The 25975-nt window shown below is 67.7% G+C and carries 27 protein-coding genes; 4 read left to right on the forward strand and 23 right to left on the reverse strand.

All coding sequences use genetic code 11. The features are described from left to right. Window positions 1-24: 24 nt before the first annotated feature. Window positions 25-747 (reverse strand): ABC transporter ATP-binding protein, encoded by a 723-nt coding sequence (locus tag AC1RAA_RS06830; RefSeq protein ID WP_144004563.1) that lies wholly within the window; start codon window positions 745-747, stop codon window positions 25-27. Between the two features lie 36 nt (window positions 748-783). Between AC1RAA_RS06830 and AC1RAA_RS06835 the strand changes: the two genes are divergently transcribed. After that, complete coding sequence (locus AC1RAA_RS06835) at window positions 784-1419, forward strand: arylesterase (RefSeq protein WP_172438263.1); 636 nt, start codon at window positions 784-786, stop codon at window positions 1417-1419. 91 nt (window positions 1420-1510) lie between these two features. Here the strand turns inward: AC1RAA_RS06835 and AC1RAA_RS06840 are convergent, their stop codons facing one another. From AC1RAA_RS06840 to AC1RAA_RS06850, 3 genes are all read right to left on the reverse strand, one after another. Continuing rightward, window positions 1511-1714 (reverse strand): hypothetical protein, encoded by a 204-nt coding sequence (locus tag AC1RAA_RS06840; RefSeq protein ID WP_062480739.1) that lies wholly within the window; start codon window positions 1712-1714, stop codon window positions 1511-1513. Window positions 1715-1784: 70 nt separating this feature from the next. Next, a complete protein-coding gene (locus AC1RAA_RS06845; protein WP_492727328.1) occupies window positions 1785-2750 on the reverse strand; it encodes a hypothetical protein in 966 nt (321 codons plus the stop codon). 6 nt (window positions 2751-2756) lie between these two features. Next, window positions 2757-3950, reverse strand: coding sequence for a PLP-dependent transferase (locus AC1RAA_RS06850; protein WP_070060997.1), 1194 nt, complete (start codon window positions 3948-3950; stop codon window positions 2757-2759). A gap of 134 nt (window positions 3951-4084) precedes the next feature. On the opposite strand from AC1RAA_RS06850, the gene AC1RAA_RS06855 reads away from it, so the two are divergent. The 3 genes from AC1RAA_RS06855 to AC1RAA_RS06865 all read left to right on the forward strand — a co-directional run bounded on the left by AC1RAA_RS06855 (window position 4085) and on the right by AC1RAA_RS06865 (window position 6347). Continuing rightward, on the forward strand, window positions 4085-4840 hold the full coding sequence (locus AC1RAA_RS06855; RefSeq protein ID WP_062480745.1) for a M48 family metallopeptidase: 756 nt from the start codon (window positions 4085-4087) through the stop codon (window positions 4838-4840). Between the two features lie 79 nt (window positions 4841-4919). After that, window positions 4920-5801, forward strand: a complete 882-nt coding sequence (locus AC1RAA_RS06860; RefSeq protein ID WP_492727331.1) for a helix-turn-helix domain-containing protein — start codon at window positions 4920-4922, stop codon at window positions 5799-5801. Between the two features lie 75 nt (window positions 5802-5876). Beyond that, window positions 5877-6347: a VOC family protein gene (locus tag AC1RAA_RS06865; RefSeq protein ID WP_062480749.1), complete on the forward strand. Its 471-nt coding sequence runs from the start codon at window positions 5877-5879 to the stop codon at window positions 6345-6347. A gap of 31 nt (window positions 6348-6378) precedes the next feature. Here the strand turns inward: AC1RAA_RS06865 and AC1RAA_RS06870 are convergent, their stop codons facing one another. The 19 genes from AC1RAA_RS06870 to scpB form a co-directional block, all read right to left on the reverse strand. After that, entirely contained in the window at window positions 6379-6903 is a 525-nt protein-coding gene (locus AC1RAA_RS06870) for a phosphoribosyltransferase (protein WP_095745645.1), read from the reverse strand. 18 nt (window positions 6904-6921) lie between these two features. Beyond that, a complete protein-coding gene (locus AC1RAA_RS06875) occupies window positions 6922-8253 on the reverse strand; it encodes an adenylosuccinate synthase (RefSeq protein ID WP_062480752.1) in 1332 nt (443 codons plus the stop codon). A 22-nt stretch (window positions 8254-8275) separates the two neighbouring features. After that, a complete protein-coding gene (locus tag AC1RAA_RS06880) occupies window positions 8276-9436 on the reverse strand; it encodes an ATP phosphoribosyltransferase regulatory subunit (protein ID WP_492727334.1) in 1161 nt (386 codons plus the stop codon). 44 nt (window positions 9437-9480) lie between these two features. Beyond that, window positions 9481-9669 (reverse strand): DUF2065 domain-containing protein, encoded by a 189-nt coding sequence (locus AC1RAA_RS06885; RefSeq protein ID WP_062480756.1) that lies wholly within the window; start codon window positions 9667-9669, stop codon window positions 9481-9483. 37 nt (window positions 9670-9706) lie between these two features. Further along, window positions 9707-10594 carry a protease modulator HflC gene (hflC, locus tag AC1RAA_RS06890; RefSeq protein WP_062480758.1) on the reverse strand — a complete coding sequence of 296 codons (888 nt, stop codon included), beginning with the start codon at window positions 10592-10594 and terminating at the stop codon, window positions 9707-9709. A 17-nt stretch (window positions 10595-10611) separates the two neighbouring features. Then, a complete protein-coding gene (gene hflK / locus AC1RAA_RS06895) occupies window positions 10612-11988 on the reverse strand; it encodes an FtsH protease activity modulator HflK (RefSeq protein ID WP_492727338.1) in 1377 nt (458 codons plus the stop codon). A gap of 74 nt (window positions 11989-12062) precedes the next feature. Further along, window positions 12063-13232 carry a GTPase HflX gene (gene hflX, locus AC1RAA_RS06900; protein ID WP_070061004.1) on the reverse strand — a complete coding sequence of 390 codons (1170 nt, stop codon included), beginning with the start codon at window positions 13230-13232 and terminating at the stop codon, window positions 12063-12065. Window positions 13233-13285: 53 nt separating this feature from the next. Next, window positions 13286-13531, reverse strand: a complete 246-nt coding sequence (hfq, locus tag AC1RAA_RS06905) for an RNA chaperone Hfq (protein WP_056582504.1) — start codon at window positions 13529-13531, stop codon at window positions 13286-13288. 164 nt (window positions 13532-13695) lie between these two features. Then, window positions 13696-15039 (reverse strand): ribosome biogenesis GTPase Der, encoded by a 1344-nt coding sequence (der, locus tag AC1RAA_RS06910; RefSeq protein ID WP_062480763.1) that lies wholly within the window; start codon window positions 15037-15039, stop codon window positions 13696-13698. Window positions 15040-15105: 66 nt separating this feature from the next. Beyond that, window positions 15106-16248, reverse strand: coding sequence for an outer membrane protein assembly factor BamB (gene bamB / locus AC1RAA_RS06915; RefSeq protein WP_062480765.1), 1143 nt, complete (start codon window positions 16246-16248; stop codon window positions 15106-15108). Between the two features lie 12 nt (window positions 16249-16260). After that, complete coding sequence (locus tag AC1RAA_RS06920) at window positions 16261-16953, reverse strand: YfgM family protein (protein ID WP_159271539.1); 693 nt, start codon at window positions 16951-16953, stop codon at window positions 16261-16263. 6 nt (window positions 16954-16959) lie between these two features. Further along, the gene (gene hisS, locus AC1RAA_RS06925) at window positions 16960-18270 is read right to left on the reverse strand and encodes a histidine--tRNA ligase (protein ID WP_492727342.1); all 1311 of its coding nucleotides are present in this window, start codon (window positions 18268-18270) and stop codon (window positions 16960-16962) included. 15 nt (window positions 18271-18285) lie between these two features. Further along, window positions 18286-19566: a flavodoxin-dependent (E)-4-hydroxy-3-methylbut-2-enyl-diphosphate synthase gene (gene ispG, locus AC1RAA_RS06930; RefSeq protein ID WP_070061008.1), complete on the reverse strand. Its 1281-nt coding sequence runs from the start codon at window positions 19564-19566 to the stop codon at window positions 18286-18288. Continuing rightward, a complete protein-coding gene (locus AC1RAA_RS06935; RefSeq protein ID WP_447744899.1) occupies window positions 19563-20492 on the reverse strand; it encodes a helix-turn-helix domain-containing protein in 930 nt (309 codons plus the stop codon). Before AC1RAA_RS06935 ends, ispG begins: the two co-directional genes overlap by 4 nt. After that, window positions 20485-21336, reverse strand: a complete 852-nt coding sequence (gene pilW, locus AC1RAA_RS06940; RefSeq protein WP_095745652.1) for a type IV pilus biogenesis/stability protein PilW — start codon at window positions 21334-21336, stop codon at window positions 20485-20487. The genes AC1RAA_RS06935 and pilW overlap by 8 nt, the downstream gene beginning before the upstream one ends. Before the next feature lie 4 nt (window positions 21337-21340). Continuing rightward, window positions 21341-22510, reverse strand: a complete 1170-nt coding sequence (rlmN, locus tag AC1RAA_RS06945) for a dual-specificity RNA methyltransferase RlmN (RefSeq protein ID WP_492727346.1) — start codon at window positions 22508-22510, stop codon at window positions 21341-21343. A 21-nt stretch (window positions 22511-22531) separates the two neighbouring features. Beyond that, window positions 22532-22957 carry a nucleoside-diphosphate kinase gene (gene ndk, locus AC1RAA_RS06950; RefSeq protein ID WP_013542117.1) on the reverse strand — a complete coding sequence of 142 codons (426 nt, stop codon included), beginning with the start codon at window positions 22955-22957 and terminating at the stop codon, window positions 22532-22534. A gap of 152 nt (window positions 22958-23109) precedes the next feature. Next, window positions 23110-24969, reverse strand: coding sequence for a pseudouridine synthase (locus AC1RAA_RS06955; protein ID WP_492727349.1), 1860 nt, complete (start codon window positions 24967-24969; stop codon window positions 23110-23112). Beyond that, window positions 24966-25898, reverse strand: coding sequence for an SMC-Scp complex subunit ScpB (gene scpB / locus AC1RAA_RS06960; RefSeq protein WP_492727352.1), 933 nt, complete (start codon window positions 25896-25898; stop codon window positions 24966-24968). Before scpB ends, AC1RAA_RS06955 begins: the two co-directional genes overlap by 4 nt. Window positions 25899-25975: the final 77 nt, after the last annotated feature.

Here is a 25975-nt window from a genome sequence, read left to right on the forward strand (position 1 = left end):
GGCGCTGTCTGTCTTCTTGCGGGCTCAGGCCGCCTGCGCGACCGTCGATACGGGTGTTGTCTCATTGAGCGCCACGCGCCCGGCCTCGATGGTGATGCGCCGCTCACACTGCGAGGCGATGCCGCGGTCGTGCGTGACCAGCACCAGCGTGGTTCCCAGTTCGCGATTCAGGTCGAACATGAGTTTCATGACCTGCTCGCCGGTGGCGAAGTCGAGGCTGCCGGTGGGCTCGTCGGCCAGCAGCAGGGCCGGCTGCACCACGAAGGCCCGCGCCAGCGCCACGCGCTGCTGCTCGCCGCCCGACAGCACCTTGGGGTAGTGGCCCAGTCGCTGGCCCAGCCCGACGCGGCCCAGCATCTCGGTGGCGGCCTTGCGCGCGTCCTTGCGGTTGGCCAGCTCCAGCGGCAGCATCACGTTCTCGAGCGCGCTCAGGTTGCCCAGCAGCTGGAAGCTCTGGAACACGAAGCCCACGCGCTGGGCGCGCAGCGCGGCGCGCTCGTCCTCGTCGATGGCGAAGATGTCGTCCCCCGCCAGCTTCACGGTGCCGCGCGTGGGCGTGTCCAGCCCGGCAATGATCGACAGCAAGGTGCTCTTGCCGGAGCCCGAGGCGCCGACGATGGCGGCGGTTTCCCGCGCGCCCAGGGTGAAATGGATGTCCTGCAGAATGTCCAGCGTGCCGGCCGAGTCGGTGACGGACTTGAAGACATGCTCGACGGCGACAATGGCATCAGACGGGGGTTGGGACATGAAAGGCTTTTCGTTTTGAATCGACGTGACTTTATCTTGACCACCGCCGCGCTCGGCAGCGCGGGGGCATGGACGGCTGCGGCGGCCCAGGCACAGACGGCATCGGCCGGCAAGCCGGTGATCCTCGTGCTCGGTGATTCGCTGAGCGCAGAGTACGGCCTCAAGCGCGGCGAAGGCTGGGTACCCTTGCTGGAAAAAAGGCTTGCGCAGCAGAAGATCGCAGCCTCGGTGGTCAACGCCAGCATCAGCGGCGACACCAGCTCCGGCGGTCGCGCCCGCTTCCCCGCCCTGCTGGCGCAGCACAAGCCCAGCCACGTGGTGCTGGAGCTGGGCGCCAACGACGCCCTGCGCGGCCTGCCGCTGTCGAACACCGAAGACAACCTGCTGCAGATCACCAAGGCCGCGCAGGCCGCAGGCGCGCGGGTGCTGATCGTCGGCATCCAGGTGCCGCCGAACTACGGCGGCGACTACACGCGGCGCTTCGAGGCCGTGTTCGCGAAGGTGGCGGGCGCGACGAAGTCGGCGCTGGTGCCGTTCCTGCTCAAGGGCGTGGCCGATGCGCCCGACGCCATGACGCTGTTCCAGTCCGACCGCATCCACCCGACCGCCGCGGCACAGCCGCAGATCCTGGACAACGTCTGGCCGGAGCTGCGCAAGCTGCTGCCTAAATAACTTCTTCTCCTTGCGCGCCCCAAAGAAAAAGCCGCCGCAGGCCTGCGCCTGCAGCGGCTTTTCTGTTTTCAGGGGTGCCAGGAACGAGCGGTCACCCGTTCTTGGTCGGCAGCTCGGGCGCCGTGGGGGGATCGCGTTCGAGCGATGCCACGTCGGTCTCCGGGTCTCCGGGGGCCAGCCCGTCGCTGCTCGGATTGAGCTTGCGGTTCGCCTTCTCCCGGAGCTTTTCTTCCTTCTTTTTCTTCTTGGCCAGCTCTTTCTGGCGCTTCTCGTAGCCGTAATTGGGTGTTGCCACTGCTTCTCCTTCAGGCGAGGCAGTCAGGGTGACTGCGCTTCAGCCTACTGTAAGCGATAACGGTGCAGTCTCAAGACGCGGCGCCGGCGGCCGTTTCGAACTCGAACACACCTTGCAAACCCGGGTAACGCTGGCGCATGAACCAGCCCATGGCCCCCGCGCCGGCCACCAGGGCCAGGACCGACGTGGCCACCATCCATCCGATGTGTTCGCCCATCGGCCAGAGGACGATCACGGCCAGCACCGGCAACAGCCCGGCGAGCGATGACAGCCACATCCAGCGCCTCGGGGCGGGCATGGGCGCCCAGGTTTGCGGGTCGATGCCGGCATCGATGAACACCTCGGCGTCGAAGCGCAGGCGCGGCCTCGGCTGGGTGGCCAGGTGCAGCAATAACGCGCGCAGCAGCACGGCCCGGTTGCGAAAGCGAAGGACACGGCCGGTGTCGACGGTCAGCGCCAGGGGCAGCCGGATCTCCGTGGGTTCGCCACCCTGCGTCACCTGCTGGAACACCAGCCGCTTGACGATGGCTTGGCTCGATACGAACTCGGTCTTCACGTCATGGAAACCTGCGCGCGCACGGCACACCTCGCGCCAATGCACCACCTGCGGCGATGCCGGATCGCCCCAGCACATGCCGTTCGCGTCGATCCGCAGCATTCCCTCGCCCACGCGCGGAAACTGGCGCAGCAAATACCAGATGCCGCCGCCCAGCGCCCCAAAGAGGAGCAGTCCGAGCAGCAGCAGGATCGCTTCGTTGCCGCGCGCGTTGGACCAGTCCTCCTCGAGCATCACGGCGGCGACGAGCCCTGCCGCGATCAACGCGAAAAACGCCACGAAGCCACCGATGAAGAGTCGCGTGCCGCGCAGGTCGGGCACGCCTTCCAGCGGGCCGGACTGTGCGAGCGCCTCCAGCACCTGCGCGGGCACGGCCAGCACCCGCGACGCGACGGCCCGTGACGCGGGTGGCACCGCATCGCGCGCAGCCGGCGGCCCGACGCGCTGGCTCTTGCGGTGTTTCCTGCCCACTGCGCGCAACAGCGCCTACATCTGCAGCAGCGCCTGCTGCAGGTCGGCACGCAGGTCGTCCACGTCCTCCAGGCCGACCGAAAAACGCACCAGCGTGCCCTTGTAGGGCCAGCGGGCGACGCTGGCGTCGCGCATCAGGCCGATGTCGTAGGGCACGACGAGGCTGATCGGGCCGCCCCACGAATAGCCGAGGCGGAAGAGCTTCAGGCTGTCGCAGAAGCGATCGACCTGCTCGGTGCTGAAGCGCTCGTCGAACACCACCGAGAACAGGCCCGCAGCCAGGTCGGTGGCGCCGCACAGCGCGCGCCAGTTGGCGTGGCCCGGCGAATCCTCGAGCGCGGGGTGCAGCACCTGCGCGATCTCTTCGCAGCCGTTGAGCCAGCCGGCCAGCTCGCGCGCCGCGCGGTCGTGCGCGGCGTAGCGCAGCGCCATGCTCGGCAGCGAGCGCAGCAGGGTTTCGACGTCGCCCACGCCGATGCCGAAGCCGGTGCGCATGTGGGTGAGCTTGAGCGCGCGGTGCAGGCGCTCGTCGCGCGTGACGACGCTGCCCATGAGCACGTCGCCGCCGCCGCTGGGGTACTTGGTGAGCGCGTGCACCGACACGTCGACGCCCTGCCCCGTGCCGTTGAAATCGAAGGGCGCGAAGGCCAGGCCCGCGCCCCAGGTGTTGTCCAGCGCGGTCATCACGCCGCGTTCGCGGCAGACCTCGGCCAGCGCCGGCAGGTTGGGGAATTCCATCGTCACCGAGCCAGCCGCTTCGAGCCACACCAGCCGCGTGCGGTGCGAGAGCTTGGCTTCCAGGTCGGACGGATTCATCGCGTCGTACAGGCGGTGCGTGATGCCGAAGTTGGCGAGCTCGCCGGTGGCCAGCGCCTTGGTGGGGCCGTAGGCGTTGTCGGGAATCAGCACCTCGTCGCCGGTCTTCAGGAACGCGAACGAGACCAGCGAGATCGCGGCCAGCCCGCTGGGCACCAGCAGGCATTCGGTGCCGCCTTCGAGCGTGGCCAGGCGTTCTTCGAGCGTGAAGGTGGTGGGCGTGCCGTGCAGGCCGTAGGTGTAGCCGGCCTTGGTCTTCCAGTCGCGCGCGCGCATGGCGGCGACGTCGGCGAAGAACACGGTCGAGGCCTTGAACACGCCGGGCTGCGGCGCAGCGAAGGTGGCCGGCGGCGTGTAGGGATGGTGGATCAGGGTCGTGGAAGGCTTGCTCATGTGCCGATGCTAGCGCCCCGCGAGGAACCCTCGACGGCCGTGACATTCTCCGTTCGATGTCGACGGCCTTGGCCGGATCGCACGCGCATTGCGGATAGAGTTGCCCCTCCGAAAATAAAGGGAGGATTTTCTCGATGCGTCATCTGCTCATCACCATCACGGCCGCTGCGGCCCTGTCCGCCTGCGGCGGCATGAAGAACCTGGATTCGAACGCGCTCGCGGGCGCCGGCGGCAGCGCCTTCAAGGCCATGTCGCTCACCGACGGCGACGTGCAGGCCCTGGCCAACCAGTCCTGCGCCGAGCTCGACAAGAGCTCCAAGGTCGCGGGCCCCGCCGATGCCTACAGCAAGCGCCTGGAGCGCGTGCGCCAGGGCCTGCCCACCACCATCGGTGGCCAGCCTGCCAGCTACAAGGTCTACCTCACGAAGGACGTGAACGCCTGGGCCATGGGCAACGGCTGCATCCGCGTCTACAGCGGCCTCATGGACCTCATGAACGACGACGAGCTGCGCGGCATCATCGGCCACGAGATCGGCCACGTCGCCCTGGGTCACAGCAAGAAGGCCATGCAGACCGCCTACGCCGTGTCGGCCGCGCGCGGCCTGGCCGGCGCCACCGGCAATGCGGCGATCACGCAGCTGTCGTCCTCGCAGATCGGCGACTTCGCCGAGAAGCTGGTCAACGCGCAGTTCTCGCAGTCGCAGGAAACCGACTCGGACAACTACGCCTTCGACCTGCTGACCACGCAGAAGCTCAAGCGCGAAGGCCTTGTCACCGCGTTCCAGAAGCTGGCCAAGCTCGACGGCGGCAAGAGCTCGATGCTCAGCTCGCACCCCGCTTCCGGCGACCGCGCAGCCAACATCCAGAAGCGCCTCGCAACGAGCAAGTAAGCAGCCTGGGCCCGGGCGGTTCCTCGGCGCACAATGCGCCGATGCTCACCCGCCCGCCCTTGCCGGGGCCCGTCGCGCCATGCAGCTGACGCGGCCCCCGTCCCCTCCTCTGCGGCCCTTCCTGCGGCTGCTGTGGGCCTCGGCGCCCGAGGGCACACCCGAATCACGCACCAGCGCCCGCGAGCACGTGCTGCCCACGGGCGGCATGCACCTGGTGTTCCGGCTTTCGGGGCCGCCGCTGCGGCTCTTCGACGACACGCGCGACCTGCGCGGCCACACAGTCGGCCATGCCATCGTCGGCGGCGCGCGGGCCGCTTTCTACCTGCGCGATGTGTCGGTGGCCACACGCTCGGTCGGCGCGCAATTGCACCCCGGTGCCGCCCGGCTGCTGCTCGGCGTACCTGAAGACGCTCTGAGTGGTCGCCACACGCCGCTCGACGCGCTGTGGGGCGAGCGGCAGACCGCCGACGCACTCGAACAGCTGCATGCATCGTCCGACGACCCGGCCCGGCAACTGGACGTGTTCGAGGCCCTGCTGACCCGGCGCCTGGCCGCTGCCGCCCTGCCCCGCACCAGCCCGCGCGGCCTGCACCCGGCCGTGGCCGCCTCGCTGGGCCAGATGACGCGCGACACGCCCGCGTCGATCGCCACGCTGGTGGCGCGCAGCGGCTACAGCCACCGGCGCTTCATCGCGCTGTTTCGCGCGGCGGTCGGGCTCGCGCCCAAGGAATACGCCCGCGTGATGCGCTTCGACCGCGTGCTGGCGCTGGCCGCCGACGATCCCGCGCGCGCCTGGGCCGACATCGCGCTCGCCGCGGGCTACAGCGACCAGGCGCACCTGAGCCGCGAGTTCTCGGCGCTGGCCGGCCTGTCGCCGCAGGCCTGGCGGCAGACGGGCGCGACGTCGCCGCGTCATGTGCCGGCTGTCGGCGCGGCAGGTCAAATTCCTTCAAGACGCTAGCGCCGGGGCTGCGCAGAATCGGCGCCACGGTCCCCGTTTCAACACGCTATTCCAGAAAGAAAGGCAGGTCCCGCCATGGCCATCCACGAGCTGTTTCCGTACCTCTGCGTCGACAACGCCGCCGCCGCCGTCGACTTCTATTGCCACGTGTTCGAAGTGAAGGAAATCTTTCGGCTGACCGAGCCCAGCGGCCGTATCGGGCACGTCGAGCTGGACTTTCACAACGGCGCGATCCTGATGATCTCGGACGAGTTCGCCGAGTTCAACATCCGCTCGCCCAAGGCGCTCGGCGGCAGCGCGGTCTCGCTGCACTTGCATGTGGACGACGCAGATGCGCTGGTCGCGCGCGCGGTCGCCGCGGGCGCCACGCTGGACATGGCACCGCAGGATCAGTTCTATGGGGAGCGTTCCGGCGTGTTCCGCGACCCCTTCGGTCACCGGTGGAACGTGGGGCACAGCATCGAGAAGCTGACGCCGGAGGAAATGCAGCGGCGCTACACCGCGATGTTCGACACCCCCGGCGGCGGCAGCTGCAGCAGCAGCTGAGCGTGCCGGCCGGTGGTGCCAGGGCCGGTCATCAGACCGACCACTTCTCGATCAGCTTCTCGGCGCCGAGCGAGTCGTAGCCCTCGAAGGGCTGGTGGATCCACGGGTTGGTGGCCAGGAACTCCACCGAGTAGTCGGGCGTGAAGGTCGACAGCGCCTTGGTCCAGATGACCGCGCTGCGCAGCTCGGTGATCGGCTTGTAGTTGTTGCGCAGCATGTCCATCACGGCGTGCAGCGTGTGGCCCGAATCGGCCAGGTCGTCCACCAGCAGCACCTTGCCGGCGATCTCGCCCTTGGGGGTGGTGATGTAGCGGGCGATGTCGAGATGGCCCTGGATCGTGCCGGCATCGGCGCGGTAGGAGCTGGTCGACATGATCGCCAGCGGCTTGTCGAAGATGCGCGAGAGCACATCGCCCGGGCGCATGCCGCCGCGCGCCAGGCACAGGATGGTGTCGAACTCCCAGCCCGACTGGTGCACCTTGATCGCGAGCTTCTCGATCAGGTTGTGGTACTCGTCGTAGCTGACGTAGAGATGTTTGCCGTCTTCGGTCAACATGGTCTGGTTCGTTCCTGTTCAGTCTGCGAGATAAGGGTGGCGCATCATGATCGTGTGGTCGCGATCAGGGCTCGTGGACACCATGTGGATCGGCACGCCGGTGACCTGCTCGATGCGCTGCAGGTACAGCCGCGCATTGACCGGCAGCTTGTCGTACTGCGTGACGCCCACGGTGCTTTCGGTCCAGCCTTCGAGCGTTTCGTAGATCGGCGTGCAGCGCTCGATCTCGTCCGCGCCCATCGGCAGGATGTCGGTGGTTTCGCCGTCGAGTTCGTAGCCGGTGCACAGCTCGAGCTTCTCGAGGCCGTCGAGCACGTCCAGCTTGGTGATGCACAGGCCCGACAGGCCGTTGACCTGCGCCGAGCGCTTGAGCAGCGCGGCGTCGAACCAGCCGCAACGGCGGCTGCGGCCGGTGGTCACGCCCTTTTCGGCGCCCACGGTGCTCATGTGGTAGCCGGGGGTGCCCGGCGTGGCCCAGTCGAGCTCGGTGGGGAACGGACCGCCGCCCACGCGGGTGCAGTAGGCCTTGGTGATGCCCAGCACGTAGTGCAGCATGCCCGGGCCCACGCCCGAACCGGCGGCGGCGTTGCCGGCCACGCAGTTGCTCGAGGTGACGTACGGGTAGGTGCCGTGGTCGACGTCGAGCAGCGTGCCCTGTGCACCTTCGAACAGCAGGTTGGCGCCGGCCTTGTGGGCATCGTTCAACTCGCGCGACACGTCGGCCATCATGGGCTTGAGCAGCGCGGCGTGGCGCATCGCCTCGTCGAACACGGTGTCGTAGTCGATGGCGGGCGCGCCCAGCACCTGGGTCAGCACGTGGTTGTGCAGCTCGAGCAGCACGCGCAGCTTGGCGGCGAAACGCTCGGGGTGCTTCAGGTCCTGCACGCGCAGCGCGCGGCGGGCGATCTTGTCTTCGTAGGCCGGGCCGATGCCGCGGCCGGTGGTACCGATCTTCTCGATGCCGCCCTTTTCGCGGTAAGCCTCGCGCGCGATGTCCAGCGCGGCGTGGAACGGCAGGATCAGCGGGCAGGCCTCGCTGATGCGCAGGCGCGAACGCACTTCGACGCCGGCTTTCTCCAGGCCTTCGATTTCCTCGAAGAGCTTGGCAGCCGACAGCACCACGCCGTTGCCGATGTAGCACTTGACGCCGGGCCGCATGATGCCGCTCGGGATCAGGTGCAGCGCGGTCTTCACGCCGTTGATGACCAGCGTGTGGCCCGCGTTGTGGCCGCCCTGGAAACGGACCACGCCCTGGGCGCTTTCCGTCAGCCAGTCAACCAGCTTGCCCTTGCCTTCGTCGCCCCACTGGGTCCCGACGACGACCACGTTTCTTCCGGTGGTTACGCTCATGCTCGTTCCATTGCTTAAAAATTCAGATCGCTCGGACACTCCATTGGCCGGCCTGCTCGACGAGCTCGCGGTCGCAATGGAATTCATCGATTTCGCTGCCATGTCCGGGCAGCACGCAGACAACCGTTTCGCCGGCCTTGCGCAGTTGGGCGATGGCCTCGCGCAGGCCGGCCGCGTCGCTCCAGGGCGCACGGATGGCGGCGCGCAGCGGACGGGCCGGCAGCACGCCGACGAGTTCGCGCACATCGAGGCTGAAGCCGACGGCCGGACGGTTGCGGCCGAACACGGCGCCCACCTCGTCGTAGCGGCCGCCGCGCACCAGCGAGTCGGCCGCGCCCGGCACGTAGATGCCGAAACGCATGCCGCTGTAGTAGGCGTAGCCGCGCAGGTCGGCCAGGTCGAAGCTGATCTGCCGCCCTGCCGTGCCGTTCAGGCCGGCGGCCAATTGCTTCAGGTCGGCCAGCGCCGCGGCCACGGTGGGCGTGCCCTTCAGGGCCTTGGCGGCCTCATCGAGCACGGCCACATCGCCGTACAGGCCCACGAGGGCGCGCAAGCCGTCGCGTGACGCAGCGGGGAAATCTTGGGTGAGCGCCTGCAGCTCGCTCGCGTCCTTGGCGGCCAGCGCCGCGTGCACGCGGGCGATCGCGGCGGCATCGACCGGCACGCCGGCGAACAGCGCGCGCACGATGCGGGCGTCGGCCAGGTCGACGATCACGCCGTCGCGCAGGCCGGCGGCGTCGAGGCAGTCGAGCGCCAGCAGCAGGGTTTCGGTGTCGGCTTCGAGGCCGGCGTGGCCGTAGATCTCGGCGCCGAACTGCAGCGGCTCGCGGGTGGCGTGCGGGCGGTCGGGCCGAGTGTGGACCACCGGGCCGCAGTAGCACAGGCGCGCCACGCCGTCGCGGTTCAGCAGGTGGGCATCAATGCGCGCCACCTGGGGGGTGGTGTCGGCGCGCAGGCCCATGCTGCGACCGGAGAGCTGGTCGACAAGCTTGAAGGTTTGGAGGTCGAGCGCCTCGCCGGTGCCCGAAAGCAGCGACTCCAGGTGCTCGAGCAGCGGCGGCATCACCAGCTCGTAGCCATAGCCACGGGCGGTATCGAGCAGCTGGCGTCGAAGTTCTTCGATGTGGCGCGCCTCGGAGGGCAGCACATCGGCAATGTGATCCGGGAGGACCCAGGCGGACATGGGGATCGGGGGCGTGGTTAAACCGGGATTCTACCGGGCCCGAGCTACCCCAGAACCCAGAGCAGTACCAAACCCAGCAGGATGCTGCAAAGACCGAAGAAACGCAGCTGGCCGTCGCGCAGCTGCAGCAGTTGGCTGAAGCCGCGCCGCCACCCGCCCGGCGAGACGAAAGGCAGGATGCCTTCGATCACCAGGACCAGCGCCAACGCGCTCCAGAAGGTGTCGGCGCTCACGGCTCCAGGCAGGACAGCGGAAACGGACGGCCTGTTGTTACTTGCGCGCCGAGCCGGAGCTCTGCATGGCGCGGAAGAAGTCCGAGGACGGGTCGAGCACCATCACGTCGCTCTTCTTGTTGAAGCTCTGCTTGTAGGCCTCGAGGCTGCGGTAGAACTGGGCGAACTGCGGATCGCGGCCGAAGGCCTCGCTGTAGGTCGCGGCAGCCTGGGCATCGCCCTCGCCCTTGATCTTCTGGGCGTCGCGGTAGGCGTTGGCCACGATCACTTCGCGCTGACGGTCGGCGTCGGCGCGGATCTTCTCGCCTTCGGCCGTGCCGGTGGAGCGCAGCTCGTTGGCCACGCGCTTGCGCTCGGCTTCCATGCGGCGGTAGACCGATTCGGTGATGGCTTCCACGTAGTCGACGCGGGTGATGCGCACGTCGACCACGTCGACGCCCCAGGGCTTGGCGCCCTTCACCACGGCCAGCACTTCGCGCTGCACGTCGGCCATCAGGGCCTCGCGGCGCACCGAAATCAGGTCGCGCACGGTGCGCTTGTTGATGTTTTCCTGGAAGGCGTTGCGCACCACGCGGTTCAGCTGCATGGCGCCCGCGTTCTCGTCGAGGCCGACGTTGCGGATGTAGGCCTGCGGGTCGGAGATGCGCCAGCGCACGTACCAGTCGATCACCACGCGCTGCTTTTCAGCGGTGAGCATGGGCTCGGTGTCCAGGCTGGAGAGCGTCAGCAGGCGCTTGTCGATGTACGACACGTTCTGGAACGGCGGCGGCAGCTTGAAGTTGAGGCCGGGCTCGGTGATGACCTGCTTGATCTGGCCGAGGGCATAGACCACGCCGAACTGGCGCTGGTCGACCACGAAGAGGGTCGAGCTCAGCAGCACGAGCAAGACGAGGACCGAGGTGGCGATGAAACCGATTCTGTTCATGTTGTTCCGGGCCTTTCTCAGCGCACGTCGCGGTCACGCGAGCGGCCGTCACGGGCGCGCACGTCGGTGGTGGCGGGCGCCACCGGGATCACCGACGACTGGGTCGGTGCGGTGCCGGCCACGCTGGGGCTGGCGGCATCCACGGGCGTGGCTGTGTTGCCGCCGCCTTGCTGCATCAGCTTGTCGAGCGGCAGGTACAGCAGGTTGGAGCCCTGCTTGCTGTCGACCAGCACCTTGGTCGTGCTGGCGTAGATCTGCTGCATGGCGTCGGTGTACATGCGGTCGCGCGTCACCTGCGGCGCCTTCTGGTACTCGGTCAGCACCGAGCTGAAGCGACCGGCGTCACCCTGTGCCTGCGCCACGATGCGGGCCTTGTAGGCCTCGGACTCTTCCTTCAGGCGCGACGAGGTACCGGTGGCCAGCGGCACGACGTTGTTGGCGTAGGCCTCGGCGTCGTTCTTGGCGCGTTCGCGTTCCTGGCCGGCCTTGAGCACGTCGTCGAAGGCAGCCTGCACCTGCTCGGGCGGACGCACGCCGCCCTGCTGCAGGTTGATGCCGACGACTTCGACACCGACCTTGTAGCGGTCGAGGATGGTCTGCATCAGTGCGCGCACGCGGGGGGCGATCTGGTCGCGCTCTTCGGCCAGCGCCGCGTCCATCTTCATCTTGCCGACCACTTCGCGCACGGAGCTTTCGGCCACCTGCACGATGGTTTCAGCGGGCGACTTGCTCTCGTAGAGCCAGGCGCGCGCATCGCTCAGGCGGTACTGCACGGCGAACTTGATTTCGACGATGTTCTCGTCTTCGGTCAGCATGGCCGATTCGCGCAGGCCGGTGGAACGCACGATGGCGTCGCGGCCCACGTCGGTGGAGCGGATCTGCGTGGTCACCACCACTTCGTGGCGTTGAATGGGGTATGGCAGGCGCCAGTTGAAGCCGGCGTTCACCGTCGACTTGTAGCGACCGAACTGCGTGACCACGGCCTGCTGGCCTTCGTTCACGATGAAGAAGCCGGTGCCGAGCCAGATCAGGACCGCCACGGCGGCCACGAGGCCGATGCCGAAGCCGGCATTTTTCATGTCGGGCTTGTAGCCGTTGCCGCCACCGCCGCCGGTGCCGTTGGGGCGATTGCCGCCGCTCTTGCCACCGCCGAAGAAACCGCCAAGCTTGCGATTGAGGTCGCGCCAGAGTTCGTCGAGGTCGGGCGGGCCCTGGTTCGGGCCCTGGCCGCGCGGGCGATTGCCGTTGCCGTTGTTGTTCTGGTTGCCGCTCGAAGGCGGCGGGATCGGGGCGCCGGGGGGATCGGCATCGGGCGGCCGGTTGCCGGCCGGGCGGTCGCCGTTGGAGGACGGCTCGTCGCCGCGACCCCATCGGCCATCGTTCAGGTTGAACATGCCCAGAAACCCTCTCCGCGCTGGCTTTGCATTCATTCGCTTCGTTCTCGTGTCAGTGGCGGGATTGTGCCCAATCAAGGGGCCGCATCGTGCAATTCAGCGTCCGCCTCAGGGGTCATCGTATCGGCGACGGAACCCGACTGCCGGGCCAGCTCGGCCCGCAGCAGCGGCAGGCCTTCGCCGGTCTTGGCGCTGAGGAAGATGCGGGGAACCTGCACGCCGTCGATTTCCATCTCGTCCTGCAGATGCAGCGGATGTTGCGCGCTTTCAAGGGCGTCGAGCTTGTTGAACACCAGCAGTTGCGGCACGTCGCCCGCGCCGATGTCCTGCAGCACCGACTGGACCTCGGCCATCTGCTCGGGATAGTGCGGGTTGGAGGCATCGATCACGTGCAGCAGCAGGTCGGCATCGACCGCCTCCTGCAAGGTGGCCTTGAACGCGTCGACCAGGCCGTGCGGCAGGTCGCGGATGAAGCCCACGGTGTCGGAGATCGACACCTGCCGGCGCGCATCGCCCAGGTAGAGGTTGCGCGTGGTGGTGTCGAGCGTGGCGAACAGCTGGTCGGCCGCATAGGCGCGGGCCTTGACCATCGCATTGAAGATCGACGATTTGCCCGCGTTGGTGTAGCCGACGAGCGAGATGTTGAAGGTCTCGCGGCGCTCGCGCTGGCGGCGCTGCGTGCTGCGCTGCTTCTGCACCTTGGCCAGGCGTTCGCGCGTGCGCTTGATCGACTCGTTGATCATGCGGCGGTCGAGCTCGATCTGCTTCTCGCCGGGGCCGCCGCGTACACCTGCACCGCCGGTCTGGCGCTCCAGGTGGGACCAGCGGCGGACCAGCCGCGTGCTCAGGTACTGCAGCCGAGCCAGCTCGACCTGCAGCTTGCCTTCGTGCGAACGGGCGCGCTGGGCAAAGATCTCGAGGATGAGGAAGGTGCGGTCATAGACCGCGACATCGAGCTGGCGTTCGAGGTTGCGCTGCTGCGCAGGGCTCAGGGACTGGTCGAAGATGACCTCGCTCGCCCGGTGCATGGCGGCGAGCTCCTTGATCTCTTCGGCCTTGCCGCTGCCGACGAACAGCGCCGCATCGGGCGCCTTGCGCTTGCAGGCCAGGCGGGCGACGGGCGTCAGGCCCGCGGTTTGTGCGAGCAGGCCGAGTTCTTCGAGCTCGCTGTCGAAATGGGGCAGCCCGAAATCGACACCGACGAGAACGGCGGCGCCTTCCTGGCGGGGGATCGAATCAGACAAGCGGAATCAGATATGGAAAAAGCGCGGCGGGGTTGCCGCCGCGCTCCGCGCGATCAGGCGGCGGCGTCGTCGTTCTCGTTGGCCGAGAAGTTGACGGCACGACCCGGCACGATGGTGGAAATGGCGTGCTTGTAGACCATTTGCGTCACTGTATTGCGAAGCAACACGACGTATTGATCGAAGGACTCGATCTGGCCTTGCAGCTTGATGCCGTTCACCAAATAAATGGAAACCGGCACATGCTCGCGACGCAAGGTGTTCAGAAACGGGTCTTGCAGAAGTTGCCCTTTATTGCTCACGATATTCTCCGTGTTCAAGAGTAGTTGTTGGAGAGATGACCTTAACACAGGGTTTCTGCGCCGCAGCAATCGGGGTCAAAAGCCTTGAGAAAATAACGGTTCTCAAAAGACGGAACTTCCGCTCCTGCTGCGGCTCAACAGCTGCCATCGGCAGCCAAGCGCCCTCAGTTGTCCTTGTCCACGAACGGATTCTGCGAGCTTTTGAACTGGATCCGCAAGGGCGTGCCCACGAGGTCGAATTCCTTGCGGAAACGCCCTTCCAGGAAACGCTTGTAGGCGTCGGTCACATGCTCCAGCGAATTGCCGTGAATGATGATCACAGGCGGATTCATGCCGCCCTGGTGCGCATAGCGCAGCTTGGGCCGGAACATGCCGCCGCGCTGGGGCGCCTGGAATTGCACCGCCTCCAGCAGCAGGCGCGTCAGCACCGGCGTCGACATCTTGCGCGTGGCCGACTTGTGGGCCTGCGCAATGGCCTGCCACACCGGGCCCAGGCCCTGGCGCTTGATGGCCGAGATGAAATGCAATGACGCGAACTTGAGGAACGGCAGGCGGGTTTCGATCTGCCGCTGGATCTGCTCGCGCTGGTAGCTGTCGACCGCATCCCACTTGTTGATGGCAATCACCACCGCACGTCCGCTTTCGAGGATGTAGCCGGCGATGTGCGCGTCCTGGTCGGTCACGCCCTGCGTGGCGTCGAGCAGCAGCAGCACGACGTTGGCCGATTCGATGGCCTGCAGCGTCTTGACCACCGAGAACTTCTCGATCGCCTCGAACACCCTGCCCTTGCGGCGCAGGCCGGCGGTGTCGATCAGCTCGAAGCGCTGGCCATTGCGCTCGAACGGCACCGAGATGGCGTCGCGCGTCGTGCCGGGCATGTCGAAGGCCACCAGGCGCTCTTCGCCCAGCCAGGTGTTGATCAGCGTCGACTTGCCGACGTTGGGCCGGCCGGCCACGGCCAGCTTGATCGGCTTGTTGACGTCGTCTTCGTCTTCCTCGTCGTCCGGATCGGCCAGGTTCAGCGGCGCAAGCGCCAGCTCGACCAGGTCGCGCATGCCCTGCCCGTGCGCCGCGGACACGCCGTGCACGTCGCCGAAACCCAGCTCGTAGAAGTCGACCAGCTTGGTGCCGTCGTGCATGCCTTCGGCCTTGTTGGCCGCCAGCACGCAGGGCTTGCCCAGCCGGCGCAGCTCGTTGGCGATGTCGTGGTCTTGCGCCGAAAGGCCTTCGCGGGCATCGACCACGAAGATCACGACGTCGGCCTCGGCCACGGCCTGCCGCGTCTGCTTGGCCATTTCCTTGTAGATGCCGCTGCCGGCATCGGGCTCGAAGCCGCCGGTGTCGATCACGATGAACTCGTGCTTGCCCAGGCGGCCATTGCCGTAGTGGCGATCGCGTGTGAGGCCGGCGAAGTCGGCGACGATGGCGTCGCGCGTCTGGGTCAGGCGGTTGAAGAGCGTCGACTTACCGACGTTGGGACGGCCGACCAGGGCCACGACCGGCTTCATGGCCGGCCTTTCGATGGCGCGGTTTTCATGGTCGGGCCTTGGAAGTAAGAGAAAGACAAAAAATGATTATTCAGGGCGGTAACCGAACACGCCACCCTTGGCGGTCACGACGACCACCGTGTTGCCAGCCAGGACCGGCGTCACGGTGATGGCCGAGCCGTCGGGCGTGACGCGGTTCAGCAGTGCACCGTCCTCGCGCGACACGAAGTGCAGCGTGCCGGTGCTCTCGCCGATGATCAGCGAGCGGCCCACGGCCAGCGGCGCGGTCAGTTCGCGGTTCTTCAGGCGGCTCATCTGCCAGGCGCGTTCGCCGTCGGCGCGACGCCAGGCGGTAACGCTTCCATCCGATTCGGTGCCATAGAGAAAGCGCTCGTCGCCGCTCACGCCATCAGCGCCCGAGGCCGGCTTGCTCCAGAGCAGCTGGCCGCGCAGCGTGTCAACGCAGCCGACGCTGGCGTAGTAGGCGCGTGCGCAGACCGTGTCGCCGTAGCGGCTCACGCTGCCGGTCAGGTCGACCAGGCGTTCCACGTCGTTCGTGCCGCGCGGCGCGGCGATGGGGGCTTCCCAGCGCGAGCTACCGTTGCCGGGGTTCATGCCGACGAGTCGGCCGCCCAGACCGGCGACCAGCGTGTCGCCGACCGCGATCAGGACGCCCGACTTGCGCAGCACGAGGTTTTCGCCCGGGCGCTGCTGCTGCCACAGGCGGCGGCCGCTCTGGCCATCCCAAGCGCTGACGCTGCGATCGGCGGTCTGCACGAAGACGCGGCGGCCGGCCACCAGCGGAGCGGTGAAGGCCTGCGCCGACAGGCGCTGCTTCCACAGCACCTTGCCGTTTTCGATAGCGACCACTTCGTTGTTGGTGGTGACCACGGCCGTCAGCGAGCCGTCGCTGCCGACGCCGGCCGCCAGCGGCGCACCGGCGCTGGCGCGCCAGGTCTCGCGGCCGGCGCGGGCGTCGATGGCGACGACCGTGCCGTCGCTGCCGGCCACGGTCACGATGTCGCCGCTGACATCGGCGGTGAGCGGGAATTCGACGCCCGGAATCCGCACGTTCCAAGCCTGACGCACGCCCATCAGGGACGGATTGGCCGGCAGTTCGGCGGGCTTGGGCTTGCCGGAGCCCGAGCAGGCGGCCAGGAGCGCTACCAGAACAAGAGCAGAACCCGCGCGCAGGGCGGTCGATTCAGGCATGAAACGCTTGAAATTCATGAGGGTGTGCGATCAGGAGTTCTTGGGGACGGCGGGCGTCACGGTGACGGTCGGCGCCAGGGTCTTCGGGTCGACACCGACCGCGTTGAGCTTGATCTCGACCAGCCGGCGGTAGTCCGAGCCGGCGCCCAGGCCGGTCCAGGCCTTGCGGTACTCGGCCTGCGCCTCGTCGCGCTTGCCTTGCGCCATGTAGATGTCGCCCTTGCGGTCGGCCACCAGCGGTTCGAATTCGGTCGGCACCTTGCCGTCGAGTTGCTTGAGCGCGTCGTCGTAGGACTTGGCGTCGAGCAGTTCGGCCGCGAGCCGCAGCTTGGCGATGGCCTGGTAGCCCGGGTCGACGGCGTTCTGCGCAACCCAGCCCAGCGCCGCGCGCGAGCCATCGGCATTGCCCTTGTCGAACAGCGTCTTGGCGACCAGCAGGCCGGCCTGCTGCGCGTAGGCGGTGCCAGCGAAGCGGTCCTTCATGTCGGTCATCACGCGCTGAATACGCTCGACGTCGCCCGACTGCGTGCTGCGCTCGACCTCGTCATAAAGGGCCGCGGCCTGGGCTGCCTTGGTGCGCTGGTAGTACTGCCAGCCATTCCAGGCCACGAAGGCGCCGGCGACGAGCAGCACGGTCCAGGTGATCAGGGTGCCGTAGGTGTTCCAGAAATGCTTGAGCTGGTCGAGCTGTTCCTGTTCTTCGAGGTCGAGATGGGTGGCCATGCGCTGTCAGAGGTTGGGAGCCGGCGATTGTAGGGTGGCGGCCCAGGTGGTCACTTCAGCAAGTGAACGGGCGGACTGCGCGACGCTGGCGTCGCGCAAGGCCTTGAGAGTCACTTCGCCGCGCGCAAGTTCATCGGCGCCGAAGATCAGCGCGTAGGTGGCGCCGCTGGCGTCCGCCTTGCGCATCTGCGCCTTGAAGCTCGCCAGGCCCTCGGCGGTGCTGGCGTGCATCTGCACGCGCACGCCGGTTTCGCGCAACTGCTGCAAGGCGCGCAGCACGACGGGCATCGAAGCGGCGTCGGGCACGATGGCATAGACGTCGGGCACCGGTGCCGGCACTTCGGCGCCCTGCTCTTTCAGCAGGTCGAGCACGCGCTCGACGCCGATGGCCCAGCCCACCGCGGGCGCCGGCTTGCCGCCGATCTGGGCAATCAGGTCGTCGTAGCGGCCGCCGGCGCACACCGTGCCCTGCGCGCCGAGGCGGTCGGTCACGAACTCGAACACCGTGAGGTTGTAGTAGTCGAGCCCGCGCACGAGGCGCGGGTTGATCGTGAAGGCGATGTCGTTGGCCTTGAGGATGGCCTGCAGCCCCTCGAAGTGCGCCAGCGACTCGGCGCCGAGGAAATCGATCAGCTTCGGTGCCGACTCGACCACCTCTTTCATCGCCGGATTCTTCGTGTCGAGGATGCGCAGCGGGTTGCTGTGCAGGCGACGCTTGCCGTCCTCGTCGAGCTTGTCGGCGTGCTGCTCGAAGTGGGCGATGAGCTGGGCGCGGTGCAGCGCGCGCTCGGCCGGCTGGCCCAGGCTGTTGAGCTCCAGGCGCACGTCGATCAGGCCGATGGCCTTCCACAGCGCGGTGGCCAGCAGGATCAGCTCGGCGTCGACATCGGGCCCGGCAAAACCGAGCGCCTCGGCGCCGATCTGGTGGAACTGGCGGAAGCGCCCGCGCTGCGGCTTTTCGCGGCGGAACATCGGGCCCGTGTACCAGAGGCGCTTGGGCCCTTCGTAGAGCATGTTGTGCTCGATCACGGCGCGCACGAGGCCGGCCGTGTTTTCCGGGCGCATCGCCAGGTGCTCGGACTGCCCATGCTTGTCCGAACGGTCTTCGAAGGCGTACATCTCCTTCTCGACGATGTCCGTCACCTCGCCGATGCCGCGCACGAACAGCGCTGTGTGCTCCAGGATCGGGGTGCGGACGTTGCGGTACGCATAGCGCCCCATCAGGTCGCGCACGGTGGCTTCGAGCCACTCCCAGCGCGCCGATTCGGGCGGCAATATGTCGTTCATGCCTTTGACGGCATTCAGTTTTTCAGCCATGAGTCTGCGGAGGTGTCAGGCCAGGACAGCGTGCTCGCTGCCGAAGCGCTTTTCGATGTAGGTTTCGACGAGCTGGTGGAACTCGTTGGCGATATTGTCGCCGCGCAGCGTGAGGGCCTTTTCGCCGTCGATGAAGACCGGCGCGGCCGGCGCTTCGCCCGTGCCGGGCAGGCTGATGCCGATGTCGGCGTGCTTGCTCTCGCCGGGGCCGTTGACGATGCAACCCATGACGGCCACCTTCAGCGTCTCGACACCGGGGTATTTCTTGCGCCAGACCGGCATCTGCAGGCGCAGGTAGTCGTCGATCTGCTTGGCCAGTTCCTGGAACGTGGTGCTCGTGGTGCGGCCGCAGCCCGGGCAGGCCGTGACGCTCGGCACGAACACGCGCAGGCCCAGGGCCTGGAGGATTTCATTGGCGATCAGCACCTCCTGCGTGCGCGACTCGCCCGGCTGCGGCGTGAGCGACACGCGGATCGTGTCGCCGATGCCTTCCTGCAGCAGGATCGACAGCGCCGTGGCCGAAGCCACCGTGCCCTTGGTGCCCATGCCGGCTTCGGTCAGGCCCAGGTGCAGCGGGTTGTCGCAGCGCTTCGCGAGTTCGCGGTAGACCGAGATCAGGTCCTGCACGCCGCTCACCTTGCACGACAGGATGACCTGGTTGCCGGCCATGCCCATCGATTCGGCAAGCTTGGCGGACTCGATGGCCGAGGTGATCAGCGCCTCGTACATCACCTGCTTGGCATCCCAGGGCTCGGCGCGCTGGCTGTTCGTGTCCATCAAGCTGGCAAGCAGCTCCTGGTCGAGGCTGCCCCAGTTCACGCCGATGCGCACCGGCTTGTTCCAGCGCATGGCCGCGTCGATCATCTGGCCGAACTGCTTGTCCTTCTTGTCGCCCTTGCCCACGTTGCCGGGGTTGATGCGGTACTTGCTCAGCGCCTCGGCGCAGGCCGGATAGTCGGTGAGCAGGCGGTGGCCGTTGTAGTGGAAGTCGCCGATCAGCGGCACGTCGATGCCCATGCGGTCGAGCTGCTCGCGGATGTAGGGCACCTGAGCGGCGGCTTCGGGCGTGTTGACGGTGATGCGGACCATCTCGGAGCCCGCAATGGCGAGTTCCTTGACCTGGATCGCGGTGCCGATGGCATCGACCGTGTCGGTGTTGGTCATCGACTGCACGCGCGTGGGCGCGTCGCCCCCCACCGTGACGATGCGCGGGCCCCAGACCACGCTGGCCTGGCGCGAGCGGCGCGCCTTGGGCGCCGCCGATTCGATGGGTTGGGGAGTGCAGTCGGTTGTCACGATTTCACCTCGAAACGCGCCACGCCGCCGCCGCGGGTGACAGGCTTCAGATCGTAGGGCTTTCCGTTCACTTGCACATCGACGGCCGATGCGCGCCCCACCACCACGGACAGCGGCAGCGTGCCGGACAGGCCGACGGTCTCGCCGACCTGCAGGCTGCGGCGCAGCAACTGCTTGCCGCCGGCTTCGGTGACGGTGACCCAGCATTCCTCGCGCGCCACGAAGACGAGCTGCTGGCTGCTGGCGGTGCTGGTGTTGGCGACGGTCGCGAGGGGCGCGGAGGCCGGGGCGGCTGGCGCGGCAGCCACCACGCCGGCGGCCGGTGCGGCGCCCACGGGGCCGGTCGGCGCCACGGCCTGCGTCGGCACGGGCTCCGAGACATCGGCCGGATCGGCGGGCGGCGGCATGGTCTCGCCCTCGTTCTTTGCGGTCAGCCGCGCGACGGAGGCGCCGATCTGGTCGAACGCCGATTGCGGCATCCAGAACAGCACGCCGGCACCGATCAAGAGCAGCACCACGACCGTCAGCAGCGCGCGCGACGGCAGGCCGCCGGAGCGTCCACCGTTCCAGCGCGGCGTGTCGGACACGACGCGGGCATTCAACGTGCGATTGGTTTCGGCCAGCGGTGCGCGTTGCGCACCCGGTAGCTTGGCAAGCACAGGCGCCGGATCGATGCGCAGTGCGCGGCACACGCTGCTGGCCAGGGCCCGGGCGAACACCGGATCGGGCAGTGAGGCGATGTCGTCGGCCTCGAGCGCGATCAGCTTTTGCGGCGGCACCTTGAGCGCCGCGGCCACCATCTCGATGTGCAGGCCATGCGCTTCGCGCGCCTCGCGCAGCATGTCGCCGGCCGTCTTGTGCGCGACGTCGCCTTCTGCCAGCGGCAGCGCCGCGGACGTCCCGAACTCCGAAACCCGTTCAGTCATTGAAATTCCCGCGCTCGTACGCCATTGCCTCCCGCGATTGAGGGAAACGTCGTTGCAATTGACCGCCCAGCTGCGCGACAGCCTCGCGGTTGTTGAGCTTCCGTTCGATCTTGATGCCGAGCCAGAGCGTCTCGGCATTGGCCGAGGGGCTGTTGTTGACACGGCGGACGTAGAACTGCGCGCGCGACCATTCTTCGCGCTGCGCCAGCACCGAGGCCAGGTTGAAGCCAACCACCGGATTGCCGGCATCGAGCTCGTAGGCCTGCAAGAGGCTGCGCTCGGCTTGCGGCCGCTGGCCGGCCTTGAGCTCGCAGACCCCCTGGGTCATGAGCGTCTTGGCGCGATCGGCATAGCTGGGCACGGCCAGTGCCGCGGCGAACTGCTGCGCGGCGTCGCCGTAGCGGTTCTGCTGACACAGCAGCCAGCCGTAGTTGTGGCGCGTGTTGGCGTCGCGCGGATTGATCGCGACCGCGCGGCGGAAGCTGTCTTCGGCCTGGCCGGCGTCGTCCAGTCGCATGTAGACCAGGCCCCGCAGGTTGTAGGCGTCGGCGTAGTTCGGGTCGATGGCCAGCACCTGCTTGAGCTCTTCGAGGGCGACCGAGGGCTGGCCGTGTTCGAAGTAGCCGGCCGCTAGCTCCATCCGCAGGCGGGCACGGCGACGGTTGTTTTCGTCGACGTCGGTCACGGCAGTGGTACCGCTGTCGGCCCCACTGCCGACAAGCCCGGTGGTGGTGGTTCGCGTGTTGACGCAGCCCGCGAGAAGAAGCGCCACGGCGACGCTCGCGATTCCTGCGCTCAGCACTCGCTGCACGCTCGCGGTCGTCGTCGGAAAGGCCATGCTCATTGCGTCAATGCTCCTGGGGAACGGTGGTCTTGGGGGTCTTGGCGCGGGGCGGGTGCAGAACGACGGGACGCTCGGCCACCGCCGCACGGCGCTGGGCCATGCGCTCGGCCGCACGGGTGCGGTCTTTCACGTCGCCGGCGAGTTGTCCGCAGGCGGCGTCGATGTCGTCACCGCGCGTCTTGCGCACGGTGGTCACGAGGCCCGCTTCGCTCAGCGTGCGGGCAAAGGCCAGCACGCGCGGTTGCGGCGAGCGCAGCAGGCCCGACGCCGGGAACGGGTTGAACGGAATCAGGTTGAACTTGCACGAGACGTCGTGCTTGCGCACGAGCTCGATCAGCTGGCGCGCATGTTCGGGCTGGTCGTTCACGCCGTCCAGCATGCAGTATTCGAAGGTGATGAAGTCGCGCGGCGCATGCACGAGGTAGCGCTTGCAGGCCTCGAGCAGTTCGGCGATCGGGTACTTGCGATTGAGCGGCACGAGGTCGTCGCGCAGCGCATCGTTGGGCGCATGCAGCGAGACGGCCATGGCCACGGCGCAATCGGTGCCCAGGCGGTCGATCATCGGCACCACGCCAGAGGTCGACACGGTGACACGCCGGCGCGACAACCCGTAGGCGTTGTCGTCGAGCATGGTGCGCAAGGCAGGCACCAGCGCCGAGTAGTTCTGCAGCGGCTCGCCCATGCCCATCATCACCACGTTGGAGATGACGCGCTCGCTGCGATTCAGGTGCTTGCGCAGGAAATGCTCGGCGAACCAGAGCTGGGCGACGATTTCGCCCGTGGTGAGATTGCGGCTGAAGCCCTGATGCCCGGTCGAGCAAAAGCGGCAGCCCACGGCGCAACCGGCCTGCGACGACACGCACAGCGTGCCGCGATCGTCTTCGGGAATGAACACGGCCTCGACCGCATCGCCGCCGCCGACGTCGAACAGCCACTTGATCGTGCCGTCCTTGGATTCATGCTGCGTGAGGACCGACAGGGCCTCCACGCGCGCGGTGGTTGCGAGTTTCTCGCGCAGCGACTTCGCCAGATCGGTCATCTGGGTGAAGTCGCTGGCGCCACGCTGGTGGATCCAGCGGAACAGCTGCGTGGCGCGGAATTTTTTCTCGCCGAGTTTTTCGCAGAACGCAGCCAGCCCGTCGAGATCGAATTCGAGCAGATTGGCTGTGGTCATGAATTCAGGCGAGCAACGGCTTCAGCGTGCGTAGACGTTGAGGCCGGCGAAGAAGAACGACACTTCGTTGGCAGCCGTTTCGGGCGCGTCCGAGCCGTGAACGGCGTTGGCGTCGATGCTGTCGGCGAAGTCGGCGCGGATGGTGCCGGCGGCTGCCTTCTTGGGGTCCGTGGCGCCCATCAGGTCACGGTTCTTGGCGATGGCGTTCTCGCCTTCGAGCACTTGCACGAACACGGGGCCCGAGATCATGAACTCGACGAGGTCCTTGAAGAAGGGACGCTCCTTGTGCACCGAGTAGAACTGCTCGGCTTCGTTGCGCGACAGGTGAACCAGCTTGGCGGCGACGATCTTGAGGCCAGCAGCCTCGAAGCGGGAAACGATCTTGCCGATGACGTTCTTGGCGACGGCGTCGGGCTTGATGATGGAAAGGGTACGTTCGATAGCCATTGAAATGCTTCCTGAGCTTTGATTTTGAAGTGTTTTGTCACAACTGCAACGAGTTTGTTTCGTGGCACGTCGACAAAGCCTCTGATTTTAACCGGCGCGACCTGCGGGATTGGTGAAAACCCCGCGAAAGGCCGCGCTCCGACGGCTGGCTTTCAGCGTCCGCGGCGGCGTCCGCCGCCACCACCGCCAAAGCCACCACCGCCGCCTTGCGAGCCGCCACCACCGCCGCGACGTCCCGGACCGCCGCGCTGCTCCTTGCGCTGGCGCGAGAAGCTGTCGGCACCGATGTAGCCGAGCGAGGTCTTCATCGGATCGGGCTGGTTCGCACCGCCGCCACCGCCAGCACCCGCCGACCGGTTGCCACCGCCGCCCTGCCCTTGCCCCTGGCCGCCCTGACGGTTGCCGGGACCTGCGTTGCCGCGGCGCCCCTGCTGTGGCGGGCCACCGTTGCCACCGCCCCGGTTGGGACCACCGCGTCCCCCGCGCTCGCCGCGCGGCGGACGACCGTCGCCCAGCGGGCTCGGGATCGGCGCCTCGCGGCCTTCGCCGCGCGCTTCACGCGGCTGACCACCACCCATGCCGCCGTTGCGGTTGTTGTTGTTGTTGCCGCGGCGCTTCTTGTTCCGGCCGTTGCGACCGCCCCCCTCCGGCCCGCCGGGACCGCGCTGCGACGGACCCGCCGGGCGCGCCTGCGCACCACCCGAGGCCTGGAACAGCGCCTGGATGTCGCGCTCGTCGAGCTCCATCCAGGCACCGCGCTTGAGACCGCGCGGCAGCACCATCGCGCCGTAGCGGATGCGGATGAGCCGGCTGACCGCATGGCCCACCGACTCGAACAGGCGGCGCACCTCGCGATTGCGGCCTTCGGAAATGGTCACGCGGTACCAGCAGTTGGAGCCTTCGCCGCCACCGTCTTCGATGGTGCCGAACTGCGCCATGCCGTCGTCCAGGCGCACGCCCTCGAGCAGCTTTTTCTTTTCTTCGCTGGTGAGCGCACCCAGCACGCGCACCGCGTACTCACGCTCCAGGCCGAAGCGCGGGTGCATGAGCTGGTTGGCCAGGTCGCCGGAGCTGCTGAACAGCAGCAGGCCTTCGGTGTTCAGATCGAGCCGGCCGACCGACTGCCACTTGCCCTGCTGCAGACGCGGCAGCTTGCGGAACACCGTCGGGCGGTTCTGCGGGTCGTCGTGCGTGACGACCTCGCCCACGGGCTTGTGGTACGCGATCACGCGCGGCGGCGGCGGTGCGATGCGGTAGCGGATCGGCTTGCCGTTGATCTTGACCTGGTCGCCGTACTGGATGCGCTGGCCGATGTGGGCCGGCTCGTTGTTGACCGAGATGCGCCCCTGCAAGATGAGTTGCTCCATCTCGAGGCGCGAGCCGAGGCCGGCCTGTGCCAGCACCTTGTGCAGCTTGGGCGAATCGGCCTCGGGCAGCAGCACGCGCTTGAGCGGCGGCACCTCGGGGCTTTCTTCGTCGGCGTCGAACTGGCCGGAAATGACGTCGGCAAAACGGATCGGCTCGGTCGGCGGCGCATTGCGCTGCTCGCGCTCGGCGGCGCGACGGGCGCGGTCGAGGTCGTCTTCCTCTTCGTCGGGCTCGTCTTCCTCGTCGTCTTCGTCGTCCCCGCGGTCGTCGTCCTCGTCCTCGTCGGACATCTGGGGACGCTGTGCTTCGACCGGCGCCGGCTCGTTTGCCTCGGCTGCCGCCGCTTCGACAACCACGGGCGCCACATCGGGCTGGACCGTCGCGGGAGCCTCGGCCACAGGAGCGACTTCCGCCGCGCTCACCAATTGCTCGTCCGCAGCCGGCGCCTCGACCACCTTCTTCTTGCGGGGTGCACGCGGCTTCTTCAGCGCTTCCCCGGCCTCGGCCCCTGCCGACTCTGCGGGCGCAGCGACGGATTCGACAGCAACTTCCGTCACCTTCTTGGGCGTGGCGGCCCGCTTCCGCTTCTTGACTTCGGGTTCGACCGGCAGCATCGCTGCGTCGTCGGTGTCGGATGAGCTCATGGGGTTTTTCCGGGAGAAACAGCGTGGGGGTCGTGGGGGTCGGTCTCGTCCGCTGCGGGGGACGGGACGTCGGATTCGGGTTCTTCGGGCGCGGCGGCCACTTCGGGTTCGGCGGGCGGCTCGCCGGTTTCTGGCGCGGACACAGGCAACGCCTCATCGACGGGCTCGGCGGCCTCGGCGATCGCCACCACCTCTTCGGCAAACTCCGCCGCATCGGTCGAGACGACTTCTGCCAGCTCAGCCAACTCGGGCGGCGCATCGACCATGGCGAGTTCCGCCTGCACGCCTTCTTCATCTGCCGGCGTTGCGGCCTCAGCAGATTCCGCAACAGCCTCTTCCGCCACATCGCCGTCGATCGGCAGCCCTGGCTGGTCGCCCGCGGCCTGCTGCAGTGCGTCAACCAGCGCCGCCTGCTGCGCGGGCGTTTCCACCAGCGGCAGCTGGTCGAGCGAGGCCAGCCCCAGGTCGTCGAGGAACTGGCGGGTGGTCGCGTAGAGCGCGGGCCGCCCGACCGTTTCGCGGTGGCCGATCACCTCGACCCAGCCCCGGTCTTCGAGCTGCTTCAGGATCAGCGAGTTGATCGTGACACCGCGGATGTCTTCCATGTCGCCGCGCGTGGCCGGCTGCCGGTAGGCAATGATGGCCAGCGTCTCGAGCGCGGCGCGCGTGTAGCGCGGCGGCTTCTCGGGATGCAGGCGATCAAGGGCATCGCGCATCTCGGGCCGGCTCTGGAAACGCCAGCCGCTGCCGACGCTCACCAGCTCCAGGCCGCGTTGCGCCCAGTCTTCCTGCAGTTCGAGCAACAGCACCTTGATCGTGTCCACGCCCAGCTCGTCGTCGAACAGCACGCGCATGTCGCGCACCGGCAGCGGCTGGCTCGAACAGATCAAGGCGGTTTCGAGAATGCGCTTGGCATCCGCCGTATTCATGGTTCGCGTTATCCGGAAAAAGGCGCCTGGCGACGCTTGTTCAGATGGATGGAAGGGGTAGGCGTTGCCGGCACGCG

This window comes from Variovorax sp. GW823-FHT04F07, from assembly GCF_058795995.1.